At 71.8% G+C, this 24008-nt stretch carries 23 protein-coding genes and 1 tRNA gene; 6 read left to right on the plus strand and 18 right to left on the minus strand.

Going from position 1 to position 24008, the window contains the following annotated elements; translation table 11 throughout:
- Positions 1 to 47: 47 nt before the first annotated feature.
- From pheA to ACIHEJ_RS28965, 7 genes are all read right to left on the minus strand, one after another.
- Positions 48 to 980, minus strand: a complete 933-nt coding sequence (gene pheA, locus ACIHEJ_RS28935; RefSeq protein ID WP_400139873.1) for a prephenate dehydratase — start codon at positions 978 to 980, stop codon at positions 48 to 50.
- Between the two features lie 182 nt (positions 981 to 1162).
- Positions 1163 to 2443: an iron uptake transporter deferrochelatase/peroxidase subunit gene (gene efeB, locus ACIHEJ_RS28940; protein ID WP_400139875.1), complete on the minus strand. Its 1281-nt coding sequence runs from the start codon at positions 2441 to 2443 to the stop codon at positions 1163 to 1165.
- 8 nt (positions 2444 to 2451) lie between these two features.
- A complete protein-coding gene (locus ACIHEJ_RS28945; protein WP_400139877.1) occupies positions 2452 to 4458 on the minus strand; it encodes a copper resistance CopC/CopD family protein in 2007 nt (668 codons plus the stop codon).
- A gap of 13 nt (positions 4459 to 4471) precedes the next feature.
- Positions 4472 to 4933, minus strand: coding sequence for a copper chaperone PCu(A)C (locus ACIHEJ_RS28950; protein WP_400139879.1), 462 nt, complete (start codon positions 4931 to 4933; stop codon positions 4472 to 4474).
- A complete protein-coding gene (locus tag ACIHEJ_RS28955; protein WP_400139881.1) occupies positions 4930 to 5583 on the minus strand; it encodes an SCO family protein in 654 nt (217 codons plus the stop codon). Before ACIHEJ_RS28955 ends, ACIHEJ_RS28950 begins: the two co-directional genes overlap by 4 nt.
- Before the next feature lie 92 nt (positions 5584 to 5675).
- On the minus strand, positions 5676 to 6395 hold the full coding sequence (locus tag ACIHEJ_RS28960; protein WP_400139883.1) for a YcnI family protein: 720 nt from the start codon (positions 6393 to 6395) through the stop codon (positions 5676 to 5678).
- Between the two features lie 147 nt (positions 6396 to 6542).
- Positions 6543 to 7427, minus strand: a complete 885-nt coding sequence (locus tag ACIHEJ_RS28965; protein WP_400139885.1) for a hypothetical protein — start codon at positions 7425 to 7427, stop codon at positions 6543 to 6545.
- 189 nt (positions 7428 to 7616) lie between these two features.
- On the opposite strand from ACIHEJ_RS28965, the gene ACIHEJ_RS28970 reads away from it, so the two are divergent.
- Entirely contained in the window at positions 7617 to 8063 is a 447-nt protein-coding gene (locus ACIHEJ_RS28970) for an ATP-binding protein (protein WP_400139887.1), read from the plus strand.
- Between the two features lie 149 nt (positions 8064 to 8212).
- On the plus strand, positions 8213 to 8566 hold the full coding sequence (locus ACIHEJ_RS28975) for a DUF4333 domain-containing protein (protein ID WP_400139888.1): 354 nt from the start codon (positions 8213 to 8215) through the stop codon (positions 8564 to 8566).
- 42 nt (positions 8567 to 8608) lie between these two features.
- Here the strand turns inward: ACIHEJ_RS28975 and ACIHEJ_RS28980 are convergent, their stop codons facing one another.
- From ACIHEJ_RS28980 to ACIHEJ_RS28990, 3 genes are all read right to left on the minus strand, one after another.
- Positions 8609 to 9982 (minus strand): PLP-dependent aminotransferase family protein, encoded by a 1374-nt coding sequence (locus ACIHEJ_RS28980; RefSeq protein ID WP_400139890.1) that lies wholly within the window; start codon positions 9980 to 9982, stop codon positions 8609 to 8611.
- 66 nt (positions 9983 to 10048) lie between these two features.
- Complete coding sequence (locus ACIHEJ_RS28985) at positions 10049 to 11533, minus strand: aminopeptidase P family protein (protein ID WP_400139892.1); 1485 nt, start codon at positions 11531 to 11533, stop codon at positions 10049 to 10051.
- Between the two features lie 147 nt (positions 11534 to 11680).
- A complete protein-coding gene (locus ACIHEJ_RS28990) occupies positions 11681 to 13192 on the minus strand; it encodes a PP2C family protein-serine/threonine phosphatase (protein WP_400139894.1) in 1512 nt (503 codons plus the stop codon).
- 493 nt (positions 13193 to 13685) lie between these two features.
- Between ACIHEJ_RS28990 and ACIHEJ_RS28995 the strand changes: the two genes are divergently transcribed.
- Positions 13686 to 14351, plus strand: coding sequence for a bifunctional DNA primase/polymerase (locus ACIHEJ_RS28995; protein WP_400139896.1), 666 nt, complete (start codon positions 13686 to 13688; stop codon positions 14349 to 14351).
- A 55-nt stretch (positions 14352 to 14406) separates the two neighbouring features.
- Entirely contained in the window at positions 14407 to 15003 is a 597-nt protein-coding gene (locus tag ACIHEJ_RS29000) for a hypothetical protein (RefSeq protein WP_400139898.1), read from the plus strand.
- Positions 15004 to 15286: 283 nt separating this feature from the next.
- On the opposite strand, the gene ACIHEJ_RS29005 is transcribed toward ACIHEJ_RS29000, so the two are convergent.
- From ACIHEJ_RS29005 to ACIHEJ_RS29015, 3 genes are all read right to left on the minus strand, one after another.
- A complete protein-coding gene (locus tag ACIHEJ_RS29005) occupies positions 15287 to 16252 on the minus strand; it encodes a DUF5926 family protein (protein WP_400139900.1) in 966 nt (321 codons plus the stop codon).
- A 185-nt stretch (positions 16253 to 16437) separates the two neighbouring features.
- Positions 16438 to 17076 carry an ATP-binding protein gene (locus ACIHEJ_RS29010; RefSeq protein ID WP_400139902.1) on the minus strand — a complete coding sequence of 213 codons (639 nt, stop codon included), beginning with the start codon at positions 17074 to 17076 and terminating at the stop codon, positions 16438 to 16440.
- A 172-nt stretch (positions 17077 to 17248) separates the two neighbouring features.
- The gene (locus ACIHEJ_RS29015) at positions 17249 to 18079 is read right to left on the minus strand and encodes a glycerophosphodiester phosphodiesterase (protein ID WP_400139904.1); all 831 of its coding nucleotides are present in this window, start codon (positions 18077 to 18079) and stop codon (positions 17249 to 17251) included.
- Positions 18080 to 18395: 316 nt separating this feature from the next.
- Between ACIHEJ_RS29015 and ACIHEJ_RS29020 the strand changes: the two genes are divergently transcribed.
- Positions 18396 to 19859 carry a S1C family serine protease gene (locus ACIHEJ_RS29020; protein ID WP_400139906.1) on the plus strand — a complete coding sequence of 488 codons (1464 nt, stop codon included), beginning with the start codon at positions 18396 to 18398 and terminating at the stop codon, positions 19857 to 19859.
- Positions 19860 to 19958: 99 nt separating this feature from the next.
- On the opposite strand, the gene ACIHEJ_RS29025 is transcribed toward ACIHEJ_RS29020, so the two are convergent.
- A complete protein-coding gene (locus ACIHEJ_RS29025) occupies positions 19959 to 20447 on the minus strand; it encodes a hypothetical protein (protein WP_400139908.1) in 489 nt (162 codons plus the stop codon).
- 108 nt (positions 20448 to 20555) lie between these two features.
- Between ACIHEJ_RS29025 and ACIHEJ_RS29030 the strand changes: the two genes are divergently transcribed.
- A tRNA-Ser gene (locus ACIHEJ_RS29030) sits at positions 20556 to 20642 on the plus strand.
- A gap of 317 nt (positions 20643 to 20959) precedes the next feature.
- Here ACIHEJ_RS29030 and ACIHEJ_RS29035 read toward each other — a convergent pair.
- The 4 genes from ACIHEJ_RS29035 to ACIHEJ_RS29050 all read right to left on the minus strand — a co-directional run bounded on the left by ACIHEJ_RS29035 (position 20960) and on the right by ACIHEJ_RS29050 (position 23971).
- Positions 20960 to 21376: a hypothetical protein gene (locus ACIHEJ_RS29035; protein WP_400139910.1), complete on the minus strand. Its 417-nt coding sequence runs from the start codon at positions 21374 to 21376 to the stop codon at positions 20960 to 20962.
- A 318-nt stretch (positions 21377 to 21694) separates the two neighbouring features.
- Positions 21695 to 22180 (minus strand): hypothetical protein, encoded by a 486-nt coding sequence (locus tag ACIHEJ_RS29040; RefSeq protein ID WP_400139912.1) that lies wholly within the window; start codon positions 22178 to 22180, stop codon positions 21695 to 21697.
- An 87-nt stretch (positions 22181 to 22267) separates the two neighbouring features.
- Entirely contained in the window at positions 22268 to 23179 is a 912-nt protein-coding gene (locus ACIHEJ_RS29045) for an amidase domain-containing protein (RefSeq protein WP_400139914.1), read from the minus strand.
- A gap of 360 nt (positions 23180 to 23539) precedes the next feature.
- The gene (locus ACIHEJ_RS29050; protein ID WP_400139916.1) at positions 23540 to 23971 is read right to left on the minus strand and encodes a hypothetical protein; all 432 of its coding nucleotides are present in this window, start codon (positions 23969 to 23971) and stop codon (positions 23540 to 23542) included.
- Positions 23972 to 24008: the final 37 nt, after the last annotated feature.

Consider the following 24008-nt stretch of genomic DNA (forward strand, 5'->3'; position numbering starts at 1 on the left):
TCTGCAACCCGGCCGCCCCAGGGCTGGCCGTCCTGGAACCGGTCTCCCTAGAACCGGCCGTCCTGGCAGCGCGCCACCCAGTCCGCCGCCGCCATGAACTCGCCGTCCGACGTGCCCGGCAGCGTCGGCCTCGCCTCGCCGGGGGTGATGTCGGCGCGCGGATAGGAGCCGAGAAAACGCGCCTGGAGGCAGATCCGCTTCAGGCCCATCAGCGCCTCCGCCATCCGGCGGTCGGAGATGTGGCCCTCGGCGTCGATGCAGAAGCAGTAGTTGCCGATGCCGGCACCGGTCGGCCGGGACTGCAGCAGCATGAGGTTGATACCGCGGGAGGCGAACTCGCCGAGCAGGTCGCGCAGGCCACCGGGGTGGTCGTCCCGCTGCCACAGCACCACCGAGGTCTTGTCGGCGCCGGTCGGCGCTGCGGGCCGGGCCGGGCGGCCGACCAGCACGAACCGGGTCTGCGCGTTCTCCGCGTCGTGGATCTCGGTCTCCAGGGCCTCGAGACCGTACCGGGCGGCGGCGAACTCGCCGGCGAAGGCGGCGTCGTAGCGTCCCTCCTGGACCAGGCGGGCGGCGTCCGCGTTGGAGGCGGCCGACTCCCAGACGGCGTCCGGGAGGTTCGTGCGCAGCCAGTTGCGGACCTGCGGCTGGGCCGCCGGGTGGGCGGAGACCGTCTTGATGTCCGTGAGCTCGGTGCCGGGCCGGACGAGCAGCGCGAAGGTGATGGAGAGCAGCACCTCGCGGTAGATCATCAGCGGTTCGCCCGCGACCAGTTCGTCCAGGGTGGTGGTGATGCCGCCCTCGACCGAGTTCTCGATCGGAACGAAAGCCGCCTCGGCCTCGCCGGCCCGCACCGCGTCCAGTGCGGACTGCACCGACACGTACGGGATCAGCTCGCGGGTGGCCGCTTCCGGAAGCGTGCGCAGGGCGACTTCGGTGAAGGTGCCCTCGGGGCCGAGATACGCATAGCTCGCTGGCATAGCCTCACCCTAATGGCCGCGGGGCGCCCGGGCTCAGGCGTCTCACCAGAGCCACTCGACCGTGTGGTTTGAGCCCCGAAAACCCAGTCGGTCGGGTCAACCCCGTAACTCGTCGGGCTCCGGACCGGCGCGCACTCGGAACTCCCCCCGGCTCCTCCGCTCCGGGCCCCCTCCGCTCCGGGCTACCCCTCCAGCAGACGCTGTCCCACGTACTCGCCCTTCGCCGCCCCGCCCGGCACCGCGAACAGTCCGCTCGCCTCGTGCCGGATGAACCTCGACAGCGCGTCACCCCGGTCGAGCTTGCGCTGCACCGGGACGAAGCCGCGCAACGGGTCCGCCTGCCAGCAGACGAAGAGCAGGCCGGCGTCCGGTGTGCCGTCCGCGTCGAAGCCGTCGTGGTAGGAGAACGGGCGCCGCAGCATGGCCGCGCCGCCGTTCTGGTCGGGCCGGGTGATCCGGGCGTGCGCGTTGATCGGGACGGCGTACCCGCCCTTGGCGTCGGTCTTCTCCAGGTCCATCGCCGTCGTCTCGCCGCCCCCGGACAGCGGTGCGCCGTCGGCCTTGCGGCGCCCGATGACCTGCTCCTGGGCGGTGACCGACAGCTTCTCCCAGTCGTCCAGGAGCATCCGGATGCGGCGTACGACGGCGTAGGAGCCGTTCGCCATCCAGGCGGGGTTGCCCGTGGCCGGGACGAAGAGCCGCTGGTCGAAGTCGGGGTCGGCCGGCTTCGGGTTGCGGGTGCCGTCGAGCTGGCCCATGAGGTTGCGGGCCGTCATGGGGTGGGCGGTGGCGCCCGGCGTGCGGTTGAAGCCGTTCATCTGCCAGCGGATCCGGGCCGCGCCGCCCGCGTCCTTCTGGATCGCGCGCAGGGCGTGGAAGGCGACCAGGGCGTCGTCGGCGCCGATCTGCACCCACAGGTCGCCGTCGCTGCGTGCCTTGTCGAGACGGTCGGAGGAGAAGTCCGGCAGCGGGTCCAGTGCGCTCGGCCGCTGCTTCTCCAGGCCGGTCCGTGCGAAGAAGCTGTGCCCGAAGCCGAAGGTGACGGTGAGCGAGGAGGGACCCGCGTCCCGGGCCACGTCGGTGTCGTCGTGCGGGGCGGCCTCGCCCGCCATCAGCCGCTCGGCCGTCGTCGACCAGCGGCGCAGCAGGGCCGCCGCCTCCTTGCGGCCCGCGCCCGCCACCAGGTCGAAGGCGACGAGATGGCCGCGTGCCTGGAGCCCCTCGGTGATGCCGGGCTGATGTTTCCCGTGAAACATCGCCCGATCGGATCCCACCGAGGTCAGCGGGGTGGCCTGGGCGGGCGCGGAGGCATAGCCCACGGCCCCGCCGGCCGCGCCGAGGACGAGCCCGGTGGCACCCGCGGTGCCGAGCAGGGCGCGCCGGGAGATGCCGCCGCTGTCGGAGACGGGCTCCGGCAGGACGGACTCGGGCTTGCGGGCCTGGGGGACGGACTGGTCGGGCATGGTGTCGTTCAGCCGATCTGCGCGTTCTTGGAGACGGTCACCTGGTCGATGTCGGAGGTCCGCACGGTGACGGCGATCTGCCAGTCGCCGGCCATGGGGATCTGTACTCCGCTCGCCGACCAGTGGCCGGTCGTGATGTGGTCGGGACTCACCGGAAGCGGGCCGATCTTCTTCGCCTCGAGGGTGAAGGAGACCTTCACCTCCGGGATGTCGAAGGCCTGGCCGTTGGGTCGCTGGACGTAGACGTGCATCTCGTTGCCGCCCACGCGCGCGGGGTCGAGGTCGATGCTGACCACGCCCTTGCCGTCGGTGCCGCCGGTGTCGAAGGGCATGTCCAGGGTGAGGGCACTGCCCGAGGGGGTGGTGGCGGAGCTGGACGACGAGCTCGCGGCCTTGGCCTCCTGCTCGGTGCGGCCCGGCTCGGTCTGGGTCAGCGCGGTGGTGACGGCGAGCAGGACGATCGCGACACCGGCCTCGGCGAACACCGAGCGGCGCAGTCCGAAGCGGTTCGGATCGGCGTCCCGCAGCCGTTTCTGCCGGGCGGCGTCCATCGCGGCCCGCTGCCGGGCGAGCTGGTCGGCGCGCCGGGAGTCGCCGTCGCCGGATGCCTTGCCAGTACCGATCCCCTTGCTCGCACCGGCTCCCTTGCTCGCACCGGCTCCCTTGCTCGCACCGGTTCCCTTGCTCGCACCGGATGCCCTGGACGCGGACACCTGCGCCTTCTCGGCCGTCTCGGCCTGGCCGCCCCTCTCGGCCTTCTTCGTCTTCCCCGTGGTGGCGACCACGTCCCCCAGCCGCCCCGTCCACCGCCGCGAGACCGACGCGATCCCGATCAACAGCGCCACCAGTCCGATCTTGACCAGCAGCAGCTGCCCGTACCCGGTGTCGGTGAACGCCGACCAGGAGCCCAGCTGGCGCCAGGACTGGTAGGTGCCGGTGGCGACCAGTGCGAGGACGGAGCCGAAGGCCACGCGGGAGAAGCGGCGGACGGCGACGGTCTCGACCGGGGTCTCGGCGGGTGCCCGGTAGAGGGCGACCAGGAGGGCGGTGAGGCCGCCCAGCCAGGCGGCGACGGCGAGCAGGTGGACGACGTCGACGGGCATGGCGATGCCCGACTGGAGTCCGACCGAGGCGTGCTCGGCCATCGCCCAGCTGCTGGCGAGTCCGGCCGCGACGACCGCGCCGCCGATCGCGAGCCCGAAGGTCAGGTCCCGCTTCTCCTCGCCCTCCTCGCGCCGGGTGTAAGCACCGAAGAGGACGGCGATGAACAGCGCGGCGGCGGCGAGCAGCAGCAGCCGGGAGACCAGCGCCGCACCGGTCTTGGTCTGCAGCACCTGGCCGAGCAGGTCGAGGTCGAAGATGTCGCCGACCTTCCCTGAGGTGGTGTACGAGCCGCGCAGGAGCAGCAGCCACAGCGTGGCCGCGGTGAGCGCCAGCCAGCCGCCGACGACCAGCCGCTGCAGGGCCCGTACGCCCGCGCCGCGCCGCCAGCAGGCGAGCACGAAGGCCGCGCCGCCCGCGAGCACGATGAAACCGGCGTACGACACGTACCGCCCGAAGCCGTAGAGCCAGCCGACCACCCCGCCGCCGGCCGCGGGGGCGTCACCGGAGACGACGGTCTGCGAGGGCGCCCCGATGGAGAAGGTGTAGGCGCCGGAGACGGGGTGGCTGTCCGCCGAGACGACCTGGTAGGTGACCGTGTAGGTGCCCTTGCCGAGGCCGTTCCGGAGCTGCACGGCGTACGTGGTCCCGCTCACGTTGGCGGGTGCGCCGGTCTGCACCGGCTTGCCCTTGGGATCGAGGACGCGCAGGGAGTCGCCGTTCATCGCGACGTTCTCGGAGAAGGTCAGCGACACCTGGGTGGGCGCCTTCTTGACCACCACCCCCTGTGCGGGGTCGCTGCCGGTCAGCGCCGCGTGCGCGGAAGCCGGTGGAGCGCCCGCCAGCAGCGCGCCGGCGACGGCGAGGAACAGCAGCAGCACGGTACGCAGGCGGGGGGTGATGGTCCGCGTCAAGGTGGTCCCTCCGTCAGTGGCCGGTCGACGGGTTGTACGTCGCGGACTTCACCGGCATCTCGACGGTGAGGGGCCCGGACTTGGCAAAGGTGAGTTTCACGGTGACCGTCTGGCCCTGCCTCGGCTTGCGCTTCAGCTTGTCGAACATCAGATGGTTGCCACCGCTTTTGAACACGAGTTGACCGTGCGCGGGTATGAGGAAGGCGGACTTCTCCTCCATGGCCCCGCCCATGGTGCTGTGCATGGTCACCTGCCCGGCGGCGTTACTGGTCACCGAGGTCAGCTCGTCCTTCGCCGCGCCCTTGTTGGTGATCGTCAGGAAGCCCGCGGCCATGTCGGCGGAGACCGGCTGGGGCATGTACGGTCGGCTCACCGACAGTTCGGCCGCCGACGACCCGGAGCCGGATCCGGAGCAGCCCGCGAGGACGAGGGACCCCGTGAGCGTCGCCGCGGTCAGGACGGCACGGCGCCTCACGGCTTGGCCCCCTCGACCAGCTTGGGCAGGTCCTTGGTGTAGTCGTCGACCGTGGCGTCCTCGCCGTAGAGGACGTAACCGCCGTTCGTCTTCGGGGAGAAGGCGATGACCTGGGTGCCGTGGACCGAGACGAGCTTGCCGTTCTTGTCCTTCGTCGTCGGCTCCACGGAGATGCCCACGGAGCGGGCGCCCGCCTGGACGGTGGCGAAGTCGCCGGTCAGGCCGATGAACTGCGGGTCGATGCCCTTGAGCCACTTGCCCAGCTCGGCCGGGGTGTCACGGCCGGGATCGGTGGTGACGAAGACGACCCGGAGGTCGTTCTGTTCGGCCTTGGGCAGCGCCTTCTTGGCGACGGCGATGTTGCTCATCGTCGTCGGGCAGATGTCGGGGCAGTGCGTGTAGCCGAAGTAGAGCAGGGTCGGGTGGCCCTGGGTCTCCTTGCGGAGGTCGTACTTCTTGCCGTGGGTGTCGGTGAGGACCAGGTCCGGCTTGTCGAACGGCTGGTCGAGGACGGTGCCGGCCTTGCCCGCGTCGGACCCCGCCGAGACGACGGTGACCGGCGACTTGCCGTCGTCCCCGCTGCCGCAGGCGGAGAGGGTCAGGGTGGCGGCGGCGAGCAGCACGGCCGCGGCGAACGTCTTCTTGCGCATAGAAAAATGTCCCAGATGTGAGTACTCCGGCGCGCACCGGGGTCGTACGACAGCGTCGCACGACCCCCGTGCGCGGCCCGGAACGGTGGGGCTCAGGCGGTACGGCGGCGGCCCGCGAGGACGCCGTAGGCCACGCCCGCGACACCGACGACGATGCCGACGATGCCGAGCACGCGCGCGGTGGTGTCGGTGCCGTGGGAACCGGAGTCCGTGGCGGCGGTTTTCTCGGTGGTGTCGGAGGCGCCCTTGGCGCTCGCCGTGCCGTGGTGGTCGTCGGTCGCGGCGGACAGCTGGAGCACCGGGGCCGGGTTCTCCGGCTCGTCCTGGCCGGTCTGCGGCACCTCGATCCAGCGGACGGTCTCCTTGTCGGAGTACGTCTGGACCGCCTTGAAGACGAGCTGGTCGGTGTTCTCGGGCAGGGCGCCGAGGGAGAGCGGGAACTTCTGGAAGTAGCCGGGTTCGATGCCCTTGCCGTCGGCGGTCCAGGTGACCTTGGTGACGGCCTCGTCGATCTTCTCGCCGTGCATGGTCAGCGGCTTGTCCAGCTTGGACTTGGTGACCTTCGCGGTCCAGCCGGGGACCGGCTCGGGCATGACGGAGGCCAGCGGGTGGTCCGCCGGGAGGTTCACCTCGAGCTTGGTGGTCGAGGCGTTGTCGCGCTCGTTGGGGACCTTGAAGTCGACGACCGCGTAGCCGCCCTTGGCCGCGGCGCCCTCGGGCTGCACGGTGACGTGCGCGAAGGCGGGGGCGGCGACGGTGAGGACGGCCGTGCCCGCGACGGCGGCGACGGCGGCGATACGAGAAGCCTTCATGGCAGGGAGTACTCCACTCCGAGTGAAATCCGGTGCTGAAGAGGTACGCGTGCGCGTGGTGGTGCCACTCGGAGGCGGCTGTGCGCACGCGCGCGTGCCGCGCGACGGCGGCCCCTCTCCCACGGAGTGGCAGGCGGTCGCGTCGCGTCAGGCGGCGAGAGCGAGGGCGGCGGGCGGGCCGCGCCGGATCACCGTGTGCTGGAGTGCGGTGGTGTGCGGGGCGGGGGGCTCGTCCCGGTCGGTGCGGCGGACGGACGGGCCGACGCCGGTCGCCGGGAGCAACCCGGCGCACAGGGCGTGCGCCAGCGCGAGCGCCGCGCGCAGGGATCGTACGAGCGCCCCCTCTGTGACTCCGTACGCCGACAGTTCGATCAGCCGGAGCAGGGCCAGGTCGCCGCGGCGCAGCAGCCAGCCCGCGGCGAGGGCCGCGAGGAGGTGCCCGAGCAGCATCGGCAGCGACGGCAGCAGTCCGGCGGGGGAGCCGGTCGCGTCCTGCGCGCGGGACAGGGCCGGCGAGCCGCCCACGGCCCGGCCGGACGGGTCGATGAGGTGTGCGTTCAGGAGCAGGTGGTAGGCGTGCCCGGGCGTGAGCACGGACGGGCTGGACCCGCACACCAGCCGCGCGGCCCGCTCGACGAGCGTGCCGTCGCTCAGCGACGCCGCGTGCACCGGGCTCACGGCCGCGTTCGCGCCCATGGAGCCCATCGACGAGCCCATCGACCCCATGGCCATGCCGCCGCCTGCCATCGCGGTCCCGTGCTGGCCCAGCCCGAACAGGGTGTGCAGCACGGTCTGGCCGAGTGCGAGGACCGCGGCGATGCCCGGCAGCGAGCGGGCCCGCCCGGTAAGCGGTGCCACGAGCAGCAGGGAGCCGAGGAAGCCCGCGCCCAGCGTCCACAGCGGCACGCGCGCGCAGGAGGCCAGAGTGTGCCCGGCCGCGGCCAGCACGACGCAGACCGCGGCGAACACCGCGGCCCGCAGGATCCGGAGCCCGGCTCCGGGACGCGTCGTGCGCGCGTGGGGGGCAGTCATGGCGGGCCCATCATCCCACTGCTCTCACCGGGGTCCTGCGGCAGGGCGCCGGACGCGCGCCCCCTCATACACCGGTTCCTCCCTCGGCGCATCGGCCGGATGGGCGGGGTCACGCCCACGGAACGCTTACGGCCCCTTACGGGCGGCAATACGTAACGGTATGTCGAGCCGCGGCCAGGAGGCTGGAGCATGAGCATCTGGTGGTCACTCCATCTGCGCCGCGAGGCCGCGAGCGTGCCGCTCGCCCGGCGGCTGTTGATCGGCACGATGGAGACGGCGGGTGTCGACCCGGAGATCTCCTACGACCTGTCCGTCGCCCTGAGCGAGGCCTGCGCGAACGCCGTCGAGCACGGTGGGGACGCCGCGCACGAGGGCTCCTCGGAGGCGTACCGGGTCACCGCGTACCTCGATGGCGAGAAGTGCCGTATCGAGGTGGCCGATTCGGGGCCGGGCCTCACCCGGGTCCCGGACCTGCGGCCACCGCGCGCGGACGCGGAGCACGGCCGCGGGCTGTGCCTGATCCGGGAGTTGGCCGATCACGTCCAGATCGGGGCCAAGCCCGGCCGCGGCGGGACGGTGGTCAGCTTCGACAAGGTCCTCAAGTGGAAGAAGGATCCCTCACTGCTCACGGCCTGACGGCACCCGCGCGGGTGGAGTTCATGGGCGGGTGGGGCGAAGACCTCATGGAGCACCGCCGGATTCGGGACGAGCGCGGTCCGCGTCCGTGCCGGGGCACGTACGCTTCCCCGGTCCTCCCGTTGTGATCGTCTTCGCCCGGAGTCCGCATGCCCAGAACCCGTACGCCCGCAGCAGTGTCGATCCTCTCGGCCGTGGCCGCCGGTGCGCTGCTCGCCGGCTGCTCGGCCTCGGTGAAGGTGGGCACGTCCGCGCCGAAACTGTCCCGGGAGAAGCTGGCCTCCACCGTCTCCGCGAAGCTCGCCGCCGCGACGGGCCGGCCCGAGCCGCACATCACCTGTCCCGAGGACCTCGCGGGCAAGGTCGGCACCACCACCCGGTGCACGCTCACCGCGGACGACGGCAGCACCCTGGGTGTCACGGTGAGGGTGACCTCCGTCGAGGGCGGCCGGATCCACTTCGACTTCAAGGCCGACGACAAGGCTTCTCCGGCCGCCGGCTGACCCGCGCGCCTCGCCCGCCGCCGGTCACCCGCCCGTGCCGGGTCACCGGCCCGTGCCGAGCACCTTGGCCAGTGCGTCCAGGGCCTCCGGGTAGATCCGTTCCCGGGGTGTGCCGTAGCCGACGACCAGGCCCTGGGGACGGCCGGGGCCGGGGGCGTGCCAGTGGGTGCCGAGGGTGCCGACGGCGAGGCCCTCCGCCTCCGCGCGGGCCAGCACCCCGGCCTCGTCGGGCACGTCGATCAGGGCGTGCAGCCCGGCCGCGATCCCCCGGACGCCCCGGTGCGCCCCCAGCCGGTCCAGGAGCTGGTCCCGGCGCCGCCGGTACCGCAGCCGGCACGCGCGTACGTGCCGGTCGTAGGCGTGGCTGTCGATCAGCTCGGCGAGGGCGAGCTGCCCGATGGTCTCGGTGTGGTGGTCGCTGTGCAGCTTGGCGTCGGCGACCGCGTCGACCAGATGCGGCGGCAGCACCATCCAGCCGAGGCGCAGCGCGGGGCCGAGCGTCTTGGAGGCGGTGCCCAGGTAGACCACCTGGCCGGGTGCCATGCCCTGCAGGGCGCCGACCGGCTGCCGGTCGTAGCGGAACTCGCCGTCGTAGTCGTCCTCGACGACGAGGCCGCCCCGCATGCGTGCCCAGTCGGTGAGCGCCCGCCGCCGTTCCGGGTGCAGGGTCACGCCGGTCGGGTACTGGTGGGCCGGGGTGACCACCACCGCGGCGGCCTCGCCCAGCGCGTCGGTCCGCACCCCGCGCCCGTCGACCGGCGCCGGCAGTAGCGTTCCGCCGTTGTGCCGTACGACGTCCCGGTGGAACGGCAGTCCCGGGTCCTCCATGGCGACCGGGGCGCCGCCCAGTACGCGCGTGAGGAGCGCGAGGCCCTGCACGTAGCCGGAGGTGACGACGATCCGCTCCGGGGGCGCGAGCACCCCGCGGGCCCGCCCGAGGTATCCGGACAGCGCGGTGCGCAGTTCGATCCGGCCGCGTGGGTCGCCGTAGTCGTACGCCAGCGAGGGCGCCGTCGCGATGGCGCGGCGCAGCGCCCGCAGCCAGGCCGCGGCCGGGAACGCGCCGACGTCCGGGCTGCCGGGGCGCAGGTCGAGACGGGGGGCACGCGCGTGTGCGTCGCCCCGGGGCGACGCGGAGTCCTGGGACGGTGGCAGGGCCGCGACCCGGGTGCCGGAGCCCTGGCGCGCGGTCAGGTACCCCTCGGCCACCAGCTGGTCGTAGGCCGCCTTCGCCGTACCCCGTGACACGCCGAGGTCGGTAGCGAGGCGCCGGGTGGCCGGCAGCCGGGTGCCGGGCGCGAGCCGCCCGTCCCGTACGGCATCCCGGAGCGCCCGCTCCAGGCCGACCCGGCGGCCGTCCGCCGAGTCCGGCTCCAGATGCAGGTCGACGCCGACACCGGACCAGAAGTCGTCCACGAGAACCCTCCCCCTAGGCACACGAACGGCCGGGCGCCACCCGGGTGCCCGGCCGTCAGTCTCGTATCAGCCCTTCAGCGACGCCATCCACGCCTCGACCTCGTCGGAACGGCGCGGCAGACCGGCGGAAAGGTTCCTGTTGCCGTCCTGCGTGACGAGGATGTCGTCCTCGATGCGGACGCCGATGCCCCGGTATTCCTCCGGGACCGTCAGGTCGTCGGCCTGGAAGTACAGGCCCGGCTCGACGGTGAGCACCATGCCCGGCTCCAGCGTGCCGTCGACGTACGTCTCGGTCCGCGCGGCGGCGCAGTCGTGGACGTCCATGCCGAGCATGTGGCCGGTGCCGTGCAGGGTCCAGCGGCGCTGCAGGCCCAGCTCCAGGACGCGCTCGACCGGGCCCTCGACCAGGCCCCACTCGACGAGCCTCTCGGCGAGCACGCGCTGGGCGGCGTCGTGGAAGTCGCGGTACTTGGCGCCCGGCTTCACGGCCGCGATACCGGCCTCCTGGGCCTCGTACACGGCGTCGTAGACCTTCTTCTGGATCTCGCTGTACGTGCCGTCGACCGGCAGCGTGCGCGTGACGTCCGCGGTGTAGAGGGTGTGGGTCTCCACGCCCGCGTCGAGCAGGAGCAGGTCGCCGGAGCGGACCGGGCCGTCGTTGCGGACCCAGTGCAGGGTGCAGGCGTGCGCTCCGGCCGCGCAGATGGAGCCGTAGCCGACGTCGTTGCCCTCCACGCGCGCGCGGAGGAAGAACGTGCCCTCGATGTAGCGCTCGGACGTGGCTTCCGCCTTGTCCAGGACCTTCACGACGTCCTCGAAGCCGCGGACGGTGGAGTCGACGGCCTTCTGCAGTTCACCGATCTCGAAGTCGTCCTTGATCAGGCGGGCCTCGGAGAGGAAGACGCGCAGCTCCTCGTCGCGCTCGGCGGTGACCTTGTCGGTCAGCGCGGCCTCGATGCCGGCGTCGTGGCCGCGCACCACGCGCACCGGGCCGGTGGCCTCGCGCAGCCGGTCGGCCAGCTCCCGCACGTCGGCGGCCGGGATGCCGTACAGCGCCGTGGACTCGGTGAGGGAGTGGCGGCGGCCGACCCACAGCTCACCCTGCCCGGAGAGCCAGAACTCGCCGTTCTCGCGGTCGGAGCGGGGCAGGAGGTAGATCGTCTCCTCGTGGCCGTCCGCGGTGGGCTCCAGGACCAGGACACCGTCCTCGGTCTGGTCGCCCGTGAGGTACGTGTACTCGACGGAGGAGCGGAAGGGGTACTCGGTGTCGTTCGAGCGGGTCTTCAGGTTGCCCGCCGGGATCACCAGGCGCTCGCCCGGGAAGCGGGCGGAGAGGGCGGCTCGGCGGCGCGCGGTCTCGGCGGCCTGCGGGATCGGCTTCAGGTCACGCAGCTCGGTGTCGGCCCAGCCGGACTTCATGTTCTCGGCCAGCTCGTCGGAGACGCCCGGGTACAGGCCGTTCTTCCGCTGCTTGATGGGCTCCTCGGCCTCGGTATCCGGGCCCTCTGCGGTAGCAGAGTCGGGCACAGCCGGGTTGAGCTCGTCGGACACGTGATCCTCCTCGATACGCCATGTGATCTCCCCCGGGGCCCGCGGCGCTCCTGCTTGTGGCCGAGCGGGGACCTCCATCATCGTACGGTCGTACCAGGAGCGGGCGGGGGCCGGATGCCCTGTTATGCCCGGTCATCACAGGTGGGCTCAGTCGAAGCGGGCCGCCAGCAGCACCACGTCCTCCTCGCTGTCCGCCGCGTCCAGGCCGCCCGGCAGGACCGTGCGCAGCACGTGGTCGGCGACGGCACCGGGGTCGTGGCGCAGCACGCGCGGGATGCTCGCGGCGGCGGCGTGCAGCCGGGCGAAGGCCCGGTCCATCGGGTCGCCGGTACGGTGCAGCAGCCCGTCGGTGTAGAGCAGCACCGTCTCCCCGGCCTCGGCCTGGACCTCCACGCTGGGCGCCTCCCAGCAGGCCAGCATGCCGAGCGGCGCGGAGACCGAGGTCTCGGCGAACTCGGTGCGCCGCTCGCCGATCAGCAGCGGCGGGCTGTGGCCGGCGCCGGCCAGGGTGACCTTGCGCAGGGCGGGCTCGCAGTAGGCGAACAGGGCGGTGGCCGAGCGGGCGGGCTCGGTCAGCCGCAGCAGCAGCTCCAGGTCGGACAGGACGGCGACCGGGTCCTCGCCCTCCATCACCGCGTACGCGCGCAGGGAGGCGCGCAGCCGGCCCACGGCGGCGACGGCGCTCGGGCCGGATCCGGTGACCGAGCCGACGGACAGGCCGAGCGCGGCGTCCGGCAGCGGCAGCGCGTCGTACCAGTCGCCGCCGCCGCGCGGGCCGGTGCGGTGCCGGGCGGCGAGCTGGACGCCTGCGACGCGGGGCAGCCGGGTGGGCAGCAGCTCCTCCGTGAGGGTCGCCACGCGCGCCCGTGTGCGTTCCACCTCCAGCAGCCCGGCGAGGTGCTCGGTGGCGTGGCGGACGTAGAGGCCGGCGAGGTGCCGCTGCCGCTCGTGGGGCTCGGCGGGTTCGTCGTAGAGCCAGACGGCGGCGCCGAGGCGGCCCGCGGAGTCGGTGGCGAGGGGGAGGGCGTAGCTGGCGGCGTAGCCGAGGCGGGCGGCGACTTCGCGGTGCCGGGGGTCGAGGCCGTCCTCGGCGAGCAGGTCGGGGTGGACGATCTCGCTGCCGGCCGCGGTGTCGTAGGGCAGGGCGCCGCGCGGGACCGTCTCGATGTGGCCGAGGTCGGCGCGGGCGAGGCCGAGGCCGACGGTGGTGCGGGGGCCCAGGCCGTCGGCCGGTTCCAGGACGACCAGGCCGCGGCGGGCGCCGACGAGGGCGGCTCCGGCGCGCAGCAGCTCGTGCAGGGCGGGGTCGAGCGCATGCGTCCGGGAGAGGCGCTCGGTGAGTTCGTGGAGGGTCGTGAGGTCGGAGACCCAGCCGGCCAGCCGGTCCTGGAGGAGGGTGCCGGGCGCGGGGCCGTTCGGAGCGGGGACGGGAGCGGCGCCGGGGGCGGGGGGTGCGGGTGCGGGTGCGGGTGCGACAGTGTGTGCGGGCGTGGGAACCGCGGGATCGATTCCGGCCACTTTCGGAGGGTGTGGGGCGTTCATGGCGTCCGGCCCTGAGGCCGGTGCGTAGCGCTGAAAAGCATCGCAAACCCCCATGTGATTCTGCGCCGCTAGCAGTGTCTCCACATGTACACGCACTCGTAAGGGGATGTCCAGCATTGTCCTGCGGGGATTCCTGGTGTCCGTGGGGCGGGAGAGGGTTTCTCCCGAACCCCTTGCCTTACTGCCAAGTTGGCTGAAAACTGCCTCAGGTATCGGCTCATTGCGGTCGACTGGCCTTGCTCGACAGAGCGTCACAGCGGTCGTGATGGGTACGTACTCGGTGAAGGCCAGGGGTGGTTGGGGACCACCCGGAACCTGGCGACGGACCCGGGCGTCATAGCCACCGACGGCCGAGCCCCATCCTCCCGTGGTGGAGGCGGAGAGAACCACGCGCGACGCAAAACGCCAGACTTCGCCACCCCACGCCGCAGCCGTGCTTTTGATGGACGCACCACGGACGCGGACGCGGCCCCTGCTCGACCCCGTGGGGTTCCCCCTGTCGTGTGCAGGGGCGTGATGCGCCAACAGGTACGCACAGTGAAGTGATCGACGCATGGTGTGATGTGGACCACGGTGTTGCCAGCGGTGCAACGGAAAGGAACGAGCGCTCATGCGCGAGATCCCCGGAAGGCGACGCAGGCTCCTGTCCCGGCGGACCGACGGGAGGCCTGAGCTGATCGACGCGGCCCTGACCTTCGCGACCGAATGGCAATGGCCCGTACTCCCCGGGGTGGCCCCGGACCCGCAGGGCCGGGCCCGCTGCGCCTGCCCCGACCCGGAGTGCACGGTGCCCGGTGCACACCCCTTCGACCCCGGCCTGCTCGCGGCCACCACCGACGCCCGCATGGTCCGCTGGTGGTGGACCAACCGGCCGGCCGCGCCGATCGTCCTCGCCACCGGCCGGACGGCGCCCTGCGCGGTCAGCCTGCCGGCGCTCGCCGCCTCCCGCGCCCTCGCCCTGCTCGACCGGCGGGGCATGCGCCTCGGCCCGGTGATCGCCTCGTCGGCCCGCTGGGCGCTGCTGGTGAAGCCGTACTCCATGGAGCAGTTGGGCGAGCTGCTGTACGCCAAGGACTTCGTCCCCGGCTCGCTGCGCTTTCACGGCGAGGGCGGCTATGTCGCCCTGCCCCCGTCCGAGACCGGCCAGGGCGCCGTCCGCTGGGAGCGGGCCCCGCTGCCCGGCTCGGCCTCGCCCTGGGTGCCGGACGTGGAGGCCGTGGTGGACGCCGTGGTCGACGCCCTCACTCGTACGGGTGTGAGCGCACCCGAGTTGTAGGGGTGTCGGGCGCGGCCGAGGTGGCCGGAGCCCCGCCGCTCGTTATCTTCCGCACATGGTGCGAATCTCTGGGCGGCACGGCAGGCGAGCGTCGCTGCACGGCCGGCCGGACTCCCGAACGCTGCGTCTGCTCGCCCTCGTGGGCGGTGTGACGGCGGCCGTCGTGCTGCCGTTCGCCGTGGCGTCCGCCGGACAGGTGGGCGACGCGGCCCGCCATGCGGTGGCCGGGACACCGCAGGACCCCGCCCGCCCCCGGCACCAGGACGCCAAGGATCCCTCCGCCGCCCCCAGCCGGTCCGCCGGGCTGCTAGGCATCGGCCTGGCCACCGCCGCCCGGTGCGGCCCGGCACTGACCTCGCCCGACGGCATCGAGGCACAGACCTGTGTACTGACGCAGGGCGCGGACACCTGGGCGCGCACCTACTACCGCAACGCCACCGGCGAGGCGCTGGACTCCGTGCTCAGCCTGATGGGCCCCGGCGGCCGGACCGTGCAGATGCGCTGTGCCACGGGCGCCGACGACGAGCCGGCCACCTGTGAGACGCCCCGCGAGCACAGCAGGGGCGGACCGGACGCCTACTCGGCCGTCACCGAGTTCTCCGGGCGCGGGGCCGACGGCGCTCTGCTGCTGCGCTCGGGCAGCAGCTCCTAGAAGCGGCACCACAACTCCCGCCACCGGACAGAGCGGTTGACGGGCCGCGGCGCGGCGTACACCGGATACGCACATGGAAAGACCCGGTTGCTGGCGACGGGGGATGCACCAGCAACCGGGCTACTGGAACGGTAACAAGAGATCGGCGGTTCGCAAATTCGATCCGGGTCATTCGGCCACCGATTTCCCTGTCACGACGGCGAGTTGTGACAGGAGTCACCTGCCGGTGCGAGCCGTGTCTCGACTGACCGGCCGGTCAGTCGAGACACTCGCGCGCATGGCGTCAGCTCAGGGTGACCTGCCGGTTGGTCAGCCCGCCGCGCGCCCGGCGCTCGTCCGCCGTGAGCGGCTCGGTGGCCGCGAGGGCCACGGCGAGGCGCTCGGCGAACTCGGCGGCCGGCTTCTCCACGTCCTCCGCCGTGACCCCGCTCGGCAGGTCCCACACCGGCACGGTGAGGCCGTGAGCACGGAAGGAGCCCACGAGCCGGGTGCCCTCGCCGAGGCTCGAACGGCCCGCCGCGTGCAGCCGCGCCAGAGCGTCCAGAAGCTGCTCCTCCGCGTGCGGCATCACCCAGCGCAGGTGGTTCTTCTCCGGGGTCTCGCACCAGTACGCGGCGTCGACGCCGGACAGCCGCACCGTCGGGATGGCCGCGGCGTTGGCCCGCTCCAGGGAGGCGGTCACCTCCGGGGTGGAGTTCTCCGCGTCCGGCACCCAGAACTCGAAGCCGCTCTGCACGACCGGCTCGAACGCCGCCTCGGCATCGAGCAGGTCCTGCAGCCGCGGACCGTCGGCGGGGGCACGGCGGCCCTGCACCGGGGTGCCGGGCTCCGCCCGCAGCGCGCGCTCGAGGGTGTCGGCGAGATCGCGGCTGATGTCGCCGGACGCCGTGTCGTTCTGCAGGCCGAGCAGGACCGAACCGTCGTCGCGGCGCAGCGCGGGCCAGGCCATCGGCAGCACCGTGGCGAGCGTGACCGACGGGACGCCCTCGGGCAGGCCCTCCTTCAGGGTCAGCTCCACCGTCGCGGCCGGAACCAGCTCACGCAGCGCCACCCAGTCGCACTCGCCGGGCAGTCCCTCGAACGGGCGCTGCACCAGCTCGGTCACCGCGTGCGCCGCGGCCCTGCCGTGGCACGCCTTGTAGCGTCGGCCGCTGCCGCAGGGGCAGGGCTCGCGGGCGCCGACCACCGGGATCTCACCGTCCGTGAGCTGCGGCGGCTTGGCCTTCGTCTGGGGTCGCTTCTTGGCCATCGTGGCTGTCTCCCGGTTACGGCTGGTCTCGTACGGCGGGAGCCTAGCCGTTCAGGCCATGACCGGCCGGAACCTCAGGACAACGCACACCTGCACGGCGCCGGAGGTGTGAACCTGTGGAGAACTCCGTCACCCCTCGTGATCCGCGGCGTTCGCTCCGCGATCCCCGGCGGTCCCGGGTGTCCTCAGTCCAGGTCCTCGAACGCGTCCGCGAAGTCCAGTTCGGCCAGGGCCGGCAGTGCCGACGCCGTGACGCGCGTAGCGAAACCGTCGCGGCGGCACCCGGCATCGGGATCGTGCACGTCCCCGTGGACCACCACCCAGACCGTCACCTCGCCCCGGACGTCGTCCCGGACGCCCCAGTCGTCGGCGAGCGCGGTGATGATGTTCAGCCCGCGGCCGCCGTGCGCGGTCACCGACGGGGTGGCCGGCGCCGGGCGGGTCGGGCCGCCGCCGTCCGTGACCTCGACGATGAGCCGGCCGCGCGGGTCGACCTGCCACGCGGCGCGCACGTCACCGTCCCCGGCCGGTGCGTCGCCCAGGGGCCGCCCGTGTTTGCAGGCGTTGCTCAAGAGCTCCGAAAGGATCAGTACGGCGTCGTCGATGACCGAATCGGCCACACCACCGCTGCGCAGCTGCGCCCTCATCCGGTGCCGCGCCTTCCCCACGCCCGCAGGGCCATGGGGTACGGCCATGCTCGACGACGTGGGCACCTCCTGTGCCACCACCAACGCCACCCCCGAGACCTCCTTCGCCCCACGCCACGGTGTGGATGCCCCCTTGGCCTGTACCGGAAACCGGCCAATCCCCTTCCGGTGACGCATTCGACACGGCCCTGTACGGAGCGAACGCGCCGGTGCACACCCTGTGACGAAAAGCCCTTTTCTCTGGTCGTCGCCTGGCTGGATCTCAGTGGTTGTGGCCGAGAAGTGAGGAAAACAGGGCGCCCACAACCGGGTCAAGACAGGTGCACAGCTCTTTACCGGTCTCTTGAGGTCACACCCGTCCCAGTTGGCGCAGCACCGCGCGCGGGCGGTTGGTGATGATGGCGTCGATGCCCAGCTCGACGCAGAGGTCGACGTCCTCCGGCTCGTTCACGGTCCACACATGCACCTGGTGGCCCGCCTTTTTCAGCCGCTCCACATACGCGGGGTGGTTGCGCACGATGCGCATCGAGGGGCCCGCGATCCGCACCCCCGCGGGCAGGCGCCCGTCGCGCAGCCGGGGTGAGACGAACTGCAGCAGATAGACCGTCGGCAGCGTCGGCGCGGCGGCACGCACGCGGTGCAGCGACCGCGCCGAGAAACTCATGATCCGCACCGGTGACTCGGCGGCCGAGGCCGGGGCGTGCAGGCCGAACCGCTTCAACAGCTCCAGCAGCCGCTCCTCGACCTGACCGGCCCAGCGCGTGGGGTGCTTGGTCTCGACGGCCAGCTCCACCCGCCGCCCGGAGTCGGCCACCAGCTCCAGGAGCCGCTCCAGGGTGAGCACCGACGTCTCCTCGCGGTCCTCCGGCCGGTGCTCCCAGTCGGGCTCCTCGTCCCGCCCGCGCCAGGCCTCCCGGCCCTTCCAGGAGCCGAAGTCGAGGGCGGCGAGATCGGCCAGCTCGAGCGCCGAGACGGCCCCGCGGCCGTTGGAGGTGCGGTTCACCCGCCGGTCGTGGACGCAGACCAGATGGCCGTCCGCGGTCAGCCGCACGTCGCACTCGAGGGCGTCGGCGCCGTCCTCGATCGCCTTCCGGTAGGCGGCCAGGGTGTGTTCGGGCGCGTCTTCGGAGGCGCCCCGATGGGCGACGACCTGGACGGAGCGCTGTGGTGCTTGGGTCACCGCGTCATGGTGCCACCGTCGCGGGGTACACGTGGCGGCGCGTACGCGTCCGAAGGGCGAACGGACACGCACACCCTGACCATTTATGTAACTTTTGCTCGTAATGACCTAAGTAAAGGGTGGTCCTGGACCCACAGCCACCGCTTATGGTGCTCTGACGGCCCATGGGAAAAGCTGACTGCATACACCGGGAACAACAGGACCATGCGCAGCAGCATCGCGACGGGCCCACGACGAGCGTGACCGCCCCCGCCGAGCGTGACCGAGTGTGACCGAAGCGACCGAGGACAACAGCCGTGGATCGAGGAGTAGAGCTGTGAGCACCGAGAACGAGGGCAACGCGGTACCCCCGGCCCCGTCCGCACCTCCCGTGCCGGTGGCCTCTCCTGCTGGTTCCCCGCAGGGCTCCGCACCCGAGGGCAGCGAGCCGACGGCACCGCTGCCACCGGTGCCCCATGACGCACCCGCCGCACCGACCGCACCCGGCGCTGCCCAGCCCGCGGGACCGGCCCCCGCCGGCTCCTGGCCGCCTCCCCCGCCCTCCACCCCGTCCTACGGCGAAGGCGCCTCCTACGGCGACAACCTCGCCGGCACCGGAGGCGCGGGTGGCGCGGGCGGCTGGGGAGCGTCGTACCAGCAGCCCGCCCCCAAGCCGCGCAACGGGCGCGGCGGGCTCGTGGCAGCGGTCCTCGTGGCCGCGCTCGTCGCGGGCGGCCTCGGCGGCGGCCTCGGCTACACGCTGGCCAGGGACCACGACGACCAGGGCTCCACCACCGTCTCCGCCTCCGACAGCAGCGCCGCCCAGATCAAGCGCGCCCCCGGCACGATCGCCAACGTGGCCGCCAAGGCACTGCCCAGCACGGTCACCATCGAGGCCGAGAGCACCAACGGCCAGGGCGGCACCGGCACCGGCTTCGTCTTCGACAAGCAGGGCCACATCGTCACCAACAATCACGTGGTGGCCGACGCGGTGGACGGCGGCAAGCTCACCGCCACCTTCCCCGACGGCAAGAAGTACGACGCCGAGGTCGTCGGCCACGCACAGGGCTACGACGTCGCCGTCGTCAAGCTCAAGAACGCCCCGTCGGACCTCAAGCCGCTCGCCCTCGGCGACTCCGACAAGGTGGCCGTCGGTGACGAGACCATCGCCATCGGCGCCCCCTTCGGCCTGTCCAACACGGTGACCACGGGCATCATCAGCGCCAAGAACCGCCCCGTGGCCTCCAGCGACGGCAGCTCCACCAGCAAGGCGTCCTACATGAGCGCCCTGCAGACCGACGCGTCCATCAACCCCGGCAACTCCGGCGGCCCGCTGCTGGACGCCGCCGGCGCGGTCATCGGCATCAACTCGGCGATCCAGTCGTCCAGCAGCGGCGGCTTCGGCGGCTCCGGCCAGTCCGGCTCCATCGGCCTGGGCTTCGCCATCCCGATCAACCAGGCCAAGTACGTCGCCCAGCAGCTGATCAAGACCGGCAAGCCGGTGTACGCCAAGATCGGCGCGTCCGTCTCCCTCGAGGAGTCGACCGACGGCGCGAAGATCACCGACCAGGGCACCGGCGGCTCCGCCGCGGTCGAGTCGGGCGGCCCGGCCGACAAGGCGGGCCTCAAGCCCGGGGACACGATCACCAAGCTCGACGACATGGTGATCGACAGCGGCCCGACCCTCATCGGCGACATCTGGACCCACAAGCCCGGCGACAAGGTGACGCTCACCTACAAGCGGGGCGGCCAGGAGCACACCACCGAGCTGACCCTGGGCTCCCGGGTCGGCGACAGCTGACCCGGACGACCGGTACACGCGCGTAGGGGTGCCTCTCGGGGGAGGCACCCCTTCCTTCTGCTCCCCCCACACCGGCCGTGCCCGCGCAGCGCGGCCGGGTCAGAGCCGGAAGACCCCCCGCCAGATCCAGCCGGCACCGAGGACCGTCTCCCGCAGGGAGTCGCGCATGACCCGCGAGTCGAACAGCACCACCTTGCGCCGACGGCCGTCCGGACCCTTCTCGTACGTCCACTGCCGTTGCACGGACGGCCCACGACTCCACTGCCGCGACAGACCCCGCCGCGGAGGATTCCCCACCAGCGCCACCTCCCGCACCTCGTCGAGGGCGCGCACCTCGCGTTCGAGCGGGACCGGACGCAGGCGCGTCCTCATGGTCCGCTCCACCTCTCGGGCGGAGAAGGCATCGCCCCAGTAGGGCACCACGACCTGCCACTCCGCCACCAGCTCCGTCCCGGAGCCTTCACGCACCCGGAACGGCACCCCCGTCCCGTTGAGAGCGAGCAGTGCGGCCCGCAGTTCCTGGGTGGGCACCGGAGTGACCCCGTTCTCGGGGTACTTGGTGCCACGGAGCCGATCGAGAAAACCCATGCCACCACCTTGTCATGCCCACCCGGCCGTCTCCGTACGGCCCACACCACCCGTCGAGGCCGCGATCCCGGTACGCTGTACCCGCTCCGCCCCAGGTGGGTGGGGTGGGGAGGCGTGCCCGAGCGGCCTAAGGGAACGGTCTTGAAAACCGTCGTGGCAGCGATGTCACCGTGGGTTCAAATCCCACCGCCTCCGCTCTGACAGCAGCGAGAACGGCCCCCGACCTGGGCAGTAGGTCGGGGGCGTTTTCACGCCTGGTCGCCGGGACTGCCCGGTGTTCCTCTTGGCTCCCCGCTCTGTCGGGCACGACCGGGGCACGGCCAACTTCTGCTCCGTAGCCCTCTCTGGATCGGTCGGTGGCTTCGTGCTCGGGTTGGCCTCCGCGGTTGTCCCAGCCCGTAACGAAGTCACACGAGCGCCGCCGGGGGTCGCTCTCGTCCGGTCGTGTTCGCCGCTGTCGGTGTCAGGCAACCACGACAGGCCGCACGACCTGCGCCGCGCCGTGAGCAACTTCAGTCGTCTGCTGTGACCGAGCAGTCCTTGAACGGGATGCTGAGGAGTTCACAGGCGGCGGCATCCTCCTGCGCGGCGCCCTCCGCGTCCGTGGATCGAGGCTCCTGCAGATACGCCGCCGCCGCACGAGTCGCGCCGCCGAAACAGGTCGGATTCTGCTCGACGATCAAGCCGAGGATCTGCACGTGGGCCGATTCCGCGTGCGTGTTCATGGAGTTGAGGTAGTCCTCGTCATGGGCTTCGCGTTTCTTCTGCTTCCGCAGCTGAATGGCCCGCTTCCCGAAGTCGTCGCCGGCCTGCCGGCACGTAGCGGACTGCTCGGATGCGCTGTCGTGCCGCGCCGCTCCGACGGCGTACCCGCCTGCGGCGAGCGTGAATGCTCCTGCGCTGACCAGCGCGATCACCGAACGCTTCATGGTCGGGGATCGTATATGCGCAGGTGAGGACACTGATCATCGTGTGAGAGGCGCGTAGCCAGTCGATGCGATGACGTGACCGCCCCGTGTTCTGTGAAGTGCCGGTCCGGGGCCGTCGCCGGCGACGTGACTGACCGACGTGACGTCGCACCACCTGCGTGCCTCGCACGGTACGTGGGTCGTGGACCGGTACGGCGCCCGGCTCGGCGGACACGATGGGGTTCAACTCCCACCGCCTCCGCAGAGACCGTAAGCATGCAGATCGGAAGGGGCACCCCTCGGACGAGGGGCGCCCCTTCTGCTCGGATGCTCATGCCGTCAGCTGTTGTTCTTCATCTGGGATCCGGTTCCTCCCGGCTCCTTCGGCACCCAGGCGGGAGCGTGGGTGGCGTCTTTGAAGTCGGTCGACTTCATGAGGATCCGCCAGTCCTCCTTGCCCGCGCCGCCATCGAGTCGAACGGTGAAGTCTTTGACCTGATGGGTGTCGTGGAAGTACAGGACGACGACCTGCCGTTCCGAACCGCCGTCATAGAAATCGCCTGTCACTTTTCCGCGGGCGCCGGTGCCGAAGCCCTTGACCCAGTTCTCGGCGGTCTTCCGGGCCTCCGCCTCGCTGCTGTCCGTGGTCGCCAGAGCGCGAAGGTCTTCCGTCCTGCCATCGGCGATGTCCCACGCCAGCTTCTGTACCGCCAGCAAGGAGCCGGTGGAGGGGTAGCCGACCACGCGCAACGGCTCATGGTCGGCGTAAGCCTGCTCGTAGGACGTGTCCGGTCTGCCGGCGTCAGCTGAGCCGTTGTCGAACACAGCGCACCCGGAGGCGAGTACTGCTGCTGCTGCAACCCATCCGGCCGCTGCCTGGCTCCGCTTCAACCTGGGCATCCCATGTCCTCGCTAGTTGCGGTCCTTGGGCCTGACGATCGTGACCTTCTCGATCGGGTTCGAGGTACGGCTGTACCGCTGGATCACCTCGGCAAGAGTGGTCTCGTTCTTCAGGCCGTGCTGCACGATCCTCGCGTGCCCCTGCACCATGGCCGACACGATCGCCACGTGGTTGTAGACCCTCTCCTTCTTCCACTTGAAGAAGACGAGATCGCCCAGATGAGCGTTGTACTCGTGCGGGACGATCGAGGAGTGCCGCCACTTGGTCACGTGCCGCCGGAGGTAGTCGGCGCTCGTCCAGGCCCAGCTCTTACCGAACCCGTACCTGCCCTGCCACCACGCGTTGTCCGCCTTCCGGCCGCCGGGGCGCATCTGCATGCCGCCCCCGTGGTACAGGGCCTTGGAGACGAAGTTGGCGCAGTCGGTTCGGTACTCCCACCTGGTGTCCAGGTTGTTGTAGGCCCAGTTGGACGTCCCATGGCCGTCGATCGTCGAGGCTGCGGCGACCGGATCCGCCGACGCGGGGGTCGGGCCGGAGTCAGGGCCGTAGAGGTGTTCGTCGATGAGCGGCTGCGGCTCCTCCTCCTGGTCGGCGGGGATGTTGCCGCTCGCGTCGGGAAGGTGCGGGTCGGCTGAAGGCGCGGGCCAGCCACGGGAGGTCCACACCGCGTCGGGAACGTCCGCGGAGGCGGTGTCGGAAACCTCTGTGGAGGCGGTGTCGGAAACGTCCGTGGAGGCGGTGTCGGAGACGTCCGCGGAAGCGTTGTCGGAAGCGTCCGTGGAGGCGGCGTTCGCTGTTTCCGTGATGGCCCCGGTGGTGTCGGGAGCGACCGTGGAGGCGTTCGCTGTTCCTGTGACGGTGCCGGTGACGGTGAGGGCGAGCACTGCTGCGCCGGTGATCGTACGGCCGAGCTTGTTACGCAAGAGTCGAGTTCCTTCCCCCTGTGAATGGGTCCCGGCCGCCCGACCGGGTCAAGATCGGTGCGGCTGCGGGACCCGCTGAGGTTACCCACCGGTAGCCGATGCGTGGCAAGGGAATTTCAGTCTTTGGCCTGAACTCGGCGGTTTAGTCGGTCTTGTCGGCTATGTCACGGGGTGGAATTCGAGAACCCGCTAGGAGGATGGAGAGGTGGATGCGGAGGTTCCCGGCCGGCCGGTTTCAGGTGCTGTGACCTGCCCGGCGCGCGACTTCCGCTGGGAAGCGTCGGATTCAAGCCAGATCGAGACGCCCGCGTGCCCCCCGCTCGTTTACGGCGTCGATCGGACCGGTGCTCTTCCCGGGCGTCACACCTCGCTGTCCCGGGCCAGTTCCTCCCAGGCGAGCGCACGCAGTGCGGCGTCCGCCTCCCGGCCGGACGGCACCTGCGGGGTGGGCTGGAACCAGACGACCGTGAGGGCGGACCGGTACAGCACCGGGTCGTGGCCGGGGTCGACCGGGGTGGACCGGAAGGTGCCCGTGCAGGCCACCGCCGGAAGGAGCTCCATGGGGCCGAAGGGGCCTGCCGGGCCGTCCGGGTGGGTGCGGGGCGGCGGCACCAGGTGGACGGGGGTGCGCGTGAACTCCTCTGCGGCAAGGTTCACGAATCCCTGGATCTTCCTGTCGTTGAGCAGCTTGAACGGGTAGCCCTCCAGCAGGCCGCCGTAGGTCGAGGACAGGCGCAGCTCGGTGAGGTCGAGGGAGCGGCCGGAGCCGAGGAGGACGCTTGTCAGGGACATGCGCCCACCTTAAGGAGCGGGCGAGCGCAGGGGCCTC

Origin of the sequence: Streptomyces sp. NPDC052301 (genome assembly GCF_044593395.1) — a bacterium.
Taxonomy (GTDB): Bacteria; Actinomycetota; Actinomycetes; order Streptomycetales; family Streptomycetaceae; genus Streptomyces.

What these genes read in the sequence shown, in the direction of transcription:
- pheA (WP_400139873.1), bottom strand. Translation starts at nt 980, where the DNA reads ATGCCAGCGAGCTATGCGTATCTCGGCCCCGAGGGCACCTTCACCGAA.
- efeB (WP_400139875.1), bottom strand. Translation starts at nt 2,443, where the DNA reads ATGCCCGACCAGTCCGTCCCCCAGGCCCGCAAGCCCGAGTCCGTCCTG.
- ACIHEJ_RS28955 (WP_400139881.1), bottom strand. Translation starts at nt 5,583, where the DNA reads ATGCGCAAGAAGACGTTCGCCGCGGCCGTGCTGCTCGCCGCCGCCACC.
- ACIHEJ_RS28960 (WP_400139883.1), bottom strand. Translation starts at nt 6,395, where the DNA reads ATGAAGGCTTCTCGTATCGCCGCCGTCGCCGCCGTCGCGGGCACGGCC.
- ACIHEJ_RS28965 (WP_400139885.1), bottom strand. Translation starts at nt 7,427, where the DNA reads ATGACTGCCCCCCACGCGCGCACGACGCGTCCCGGAGCCGGGCTCCGG.
- ACIHEJ_RS28970 (WP_400139887.1), top strand. Translation starts at nt 7,617, where the DNA reads ATGAGCATCTGGTGGTCACTCCATCTGCGCCGCGAGGCCGCGAGCGTG.
- ACIHEJ_RS28975 (WP_400139888.1), top strand. Translation starts at nt 8,213, where the DNA reads ATGCCCAGAACCCGTACGCCCGCAGCAGTGTCGATCCTCTCGGCCGTG.
- ACIHEJ_RS28990 (WP_400139894.1), bottom strand. Translation starts at nt 13,192, where the DNA reads ATGCTGGACATCCCCTTACGAGTGCGTGTACATGTGGAGACACTGCTA.
- ACIHEJ_RS28995 (WP_400139896.1), top strand. Translation starts at nt 13,686, where the DNA reads ATGCGCGAGATCCCCGGAAGGCGACGCAGGCTCCTGTCCCGGCGGACC.
- ACIHEJ_RS29000 (WP_400139898.1), top strand. Translation starts at nt 14,407, where the DNA reads ATGGTGCGAATCTCTGGGCGGCACGGCAGGCGAGCGTCGCTGCACGGC.
- ACIHEJ_RS29005 (WP_400139900.1), bottom strand. Translation starts at nt 16,252, where the DNA reads ATGGCCAAGAAGCGACCCCAGACGAAGGCCAAGCCGCCGCAGCTCACG.
- ACIHEJ_RS29010 (WP_400139902.1), bottom strand. Translation starts at nt 17,076, where the DNA reads ATGCGTCACCGGAAGGGGATTGGCCGGTTTCCGGTACAGGCCAAGGGG.
- ACIHEJ_RS29025 (WP_400139908.1), bottom strand. Translation starts at nt 20,447, where the DNA reads ATGGGTTTTCTCGATCGGCTCCGTGGCACCAAGTACCCCGAGAACGGG.
- ACIHEJ_RS29035 (WP_400139910.1), bottom strand. Translation starts at nt 21,376, where the DNA reads ATGAAGCGTTCGGTGATCGCGCTGGTCAGCGCAGGAGCATTCACGCTC.
- ACIHEJ_RS29050 (WP_400139916.1), bottom strand. Translation starts at nt 23,971, where the DNA reads ATGTCCCTGACAAGCGTCCTCCTCGGCTCCGGCCGCTCCCTCGACCTC.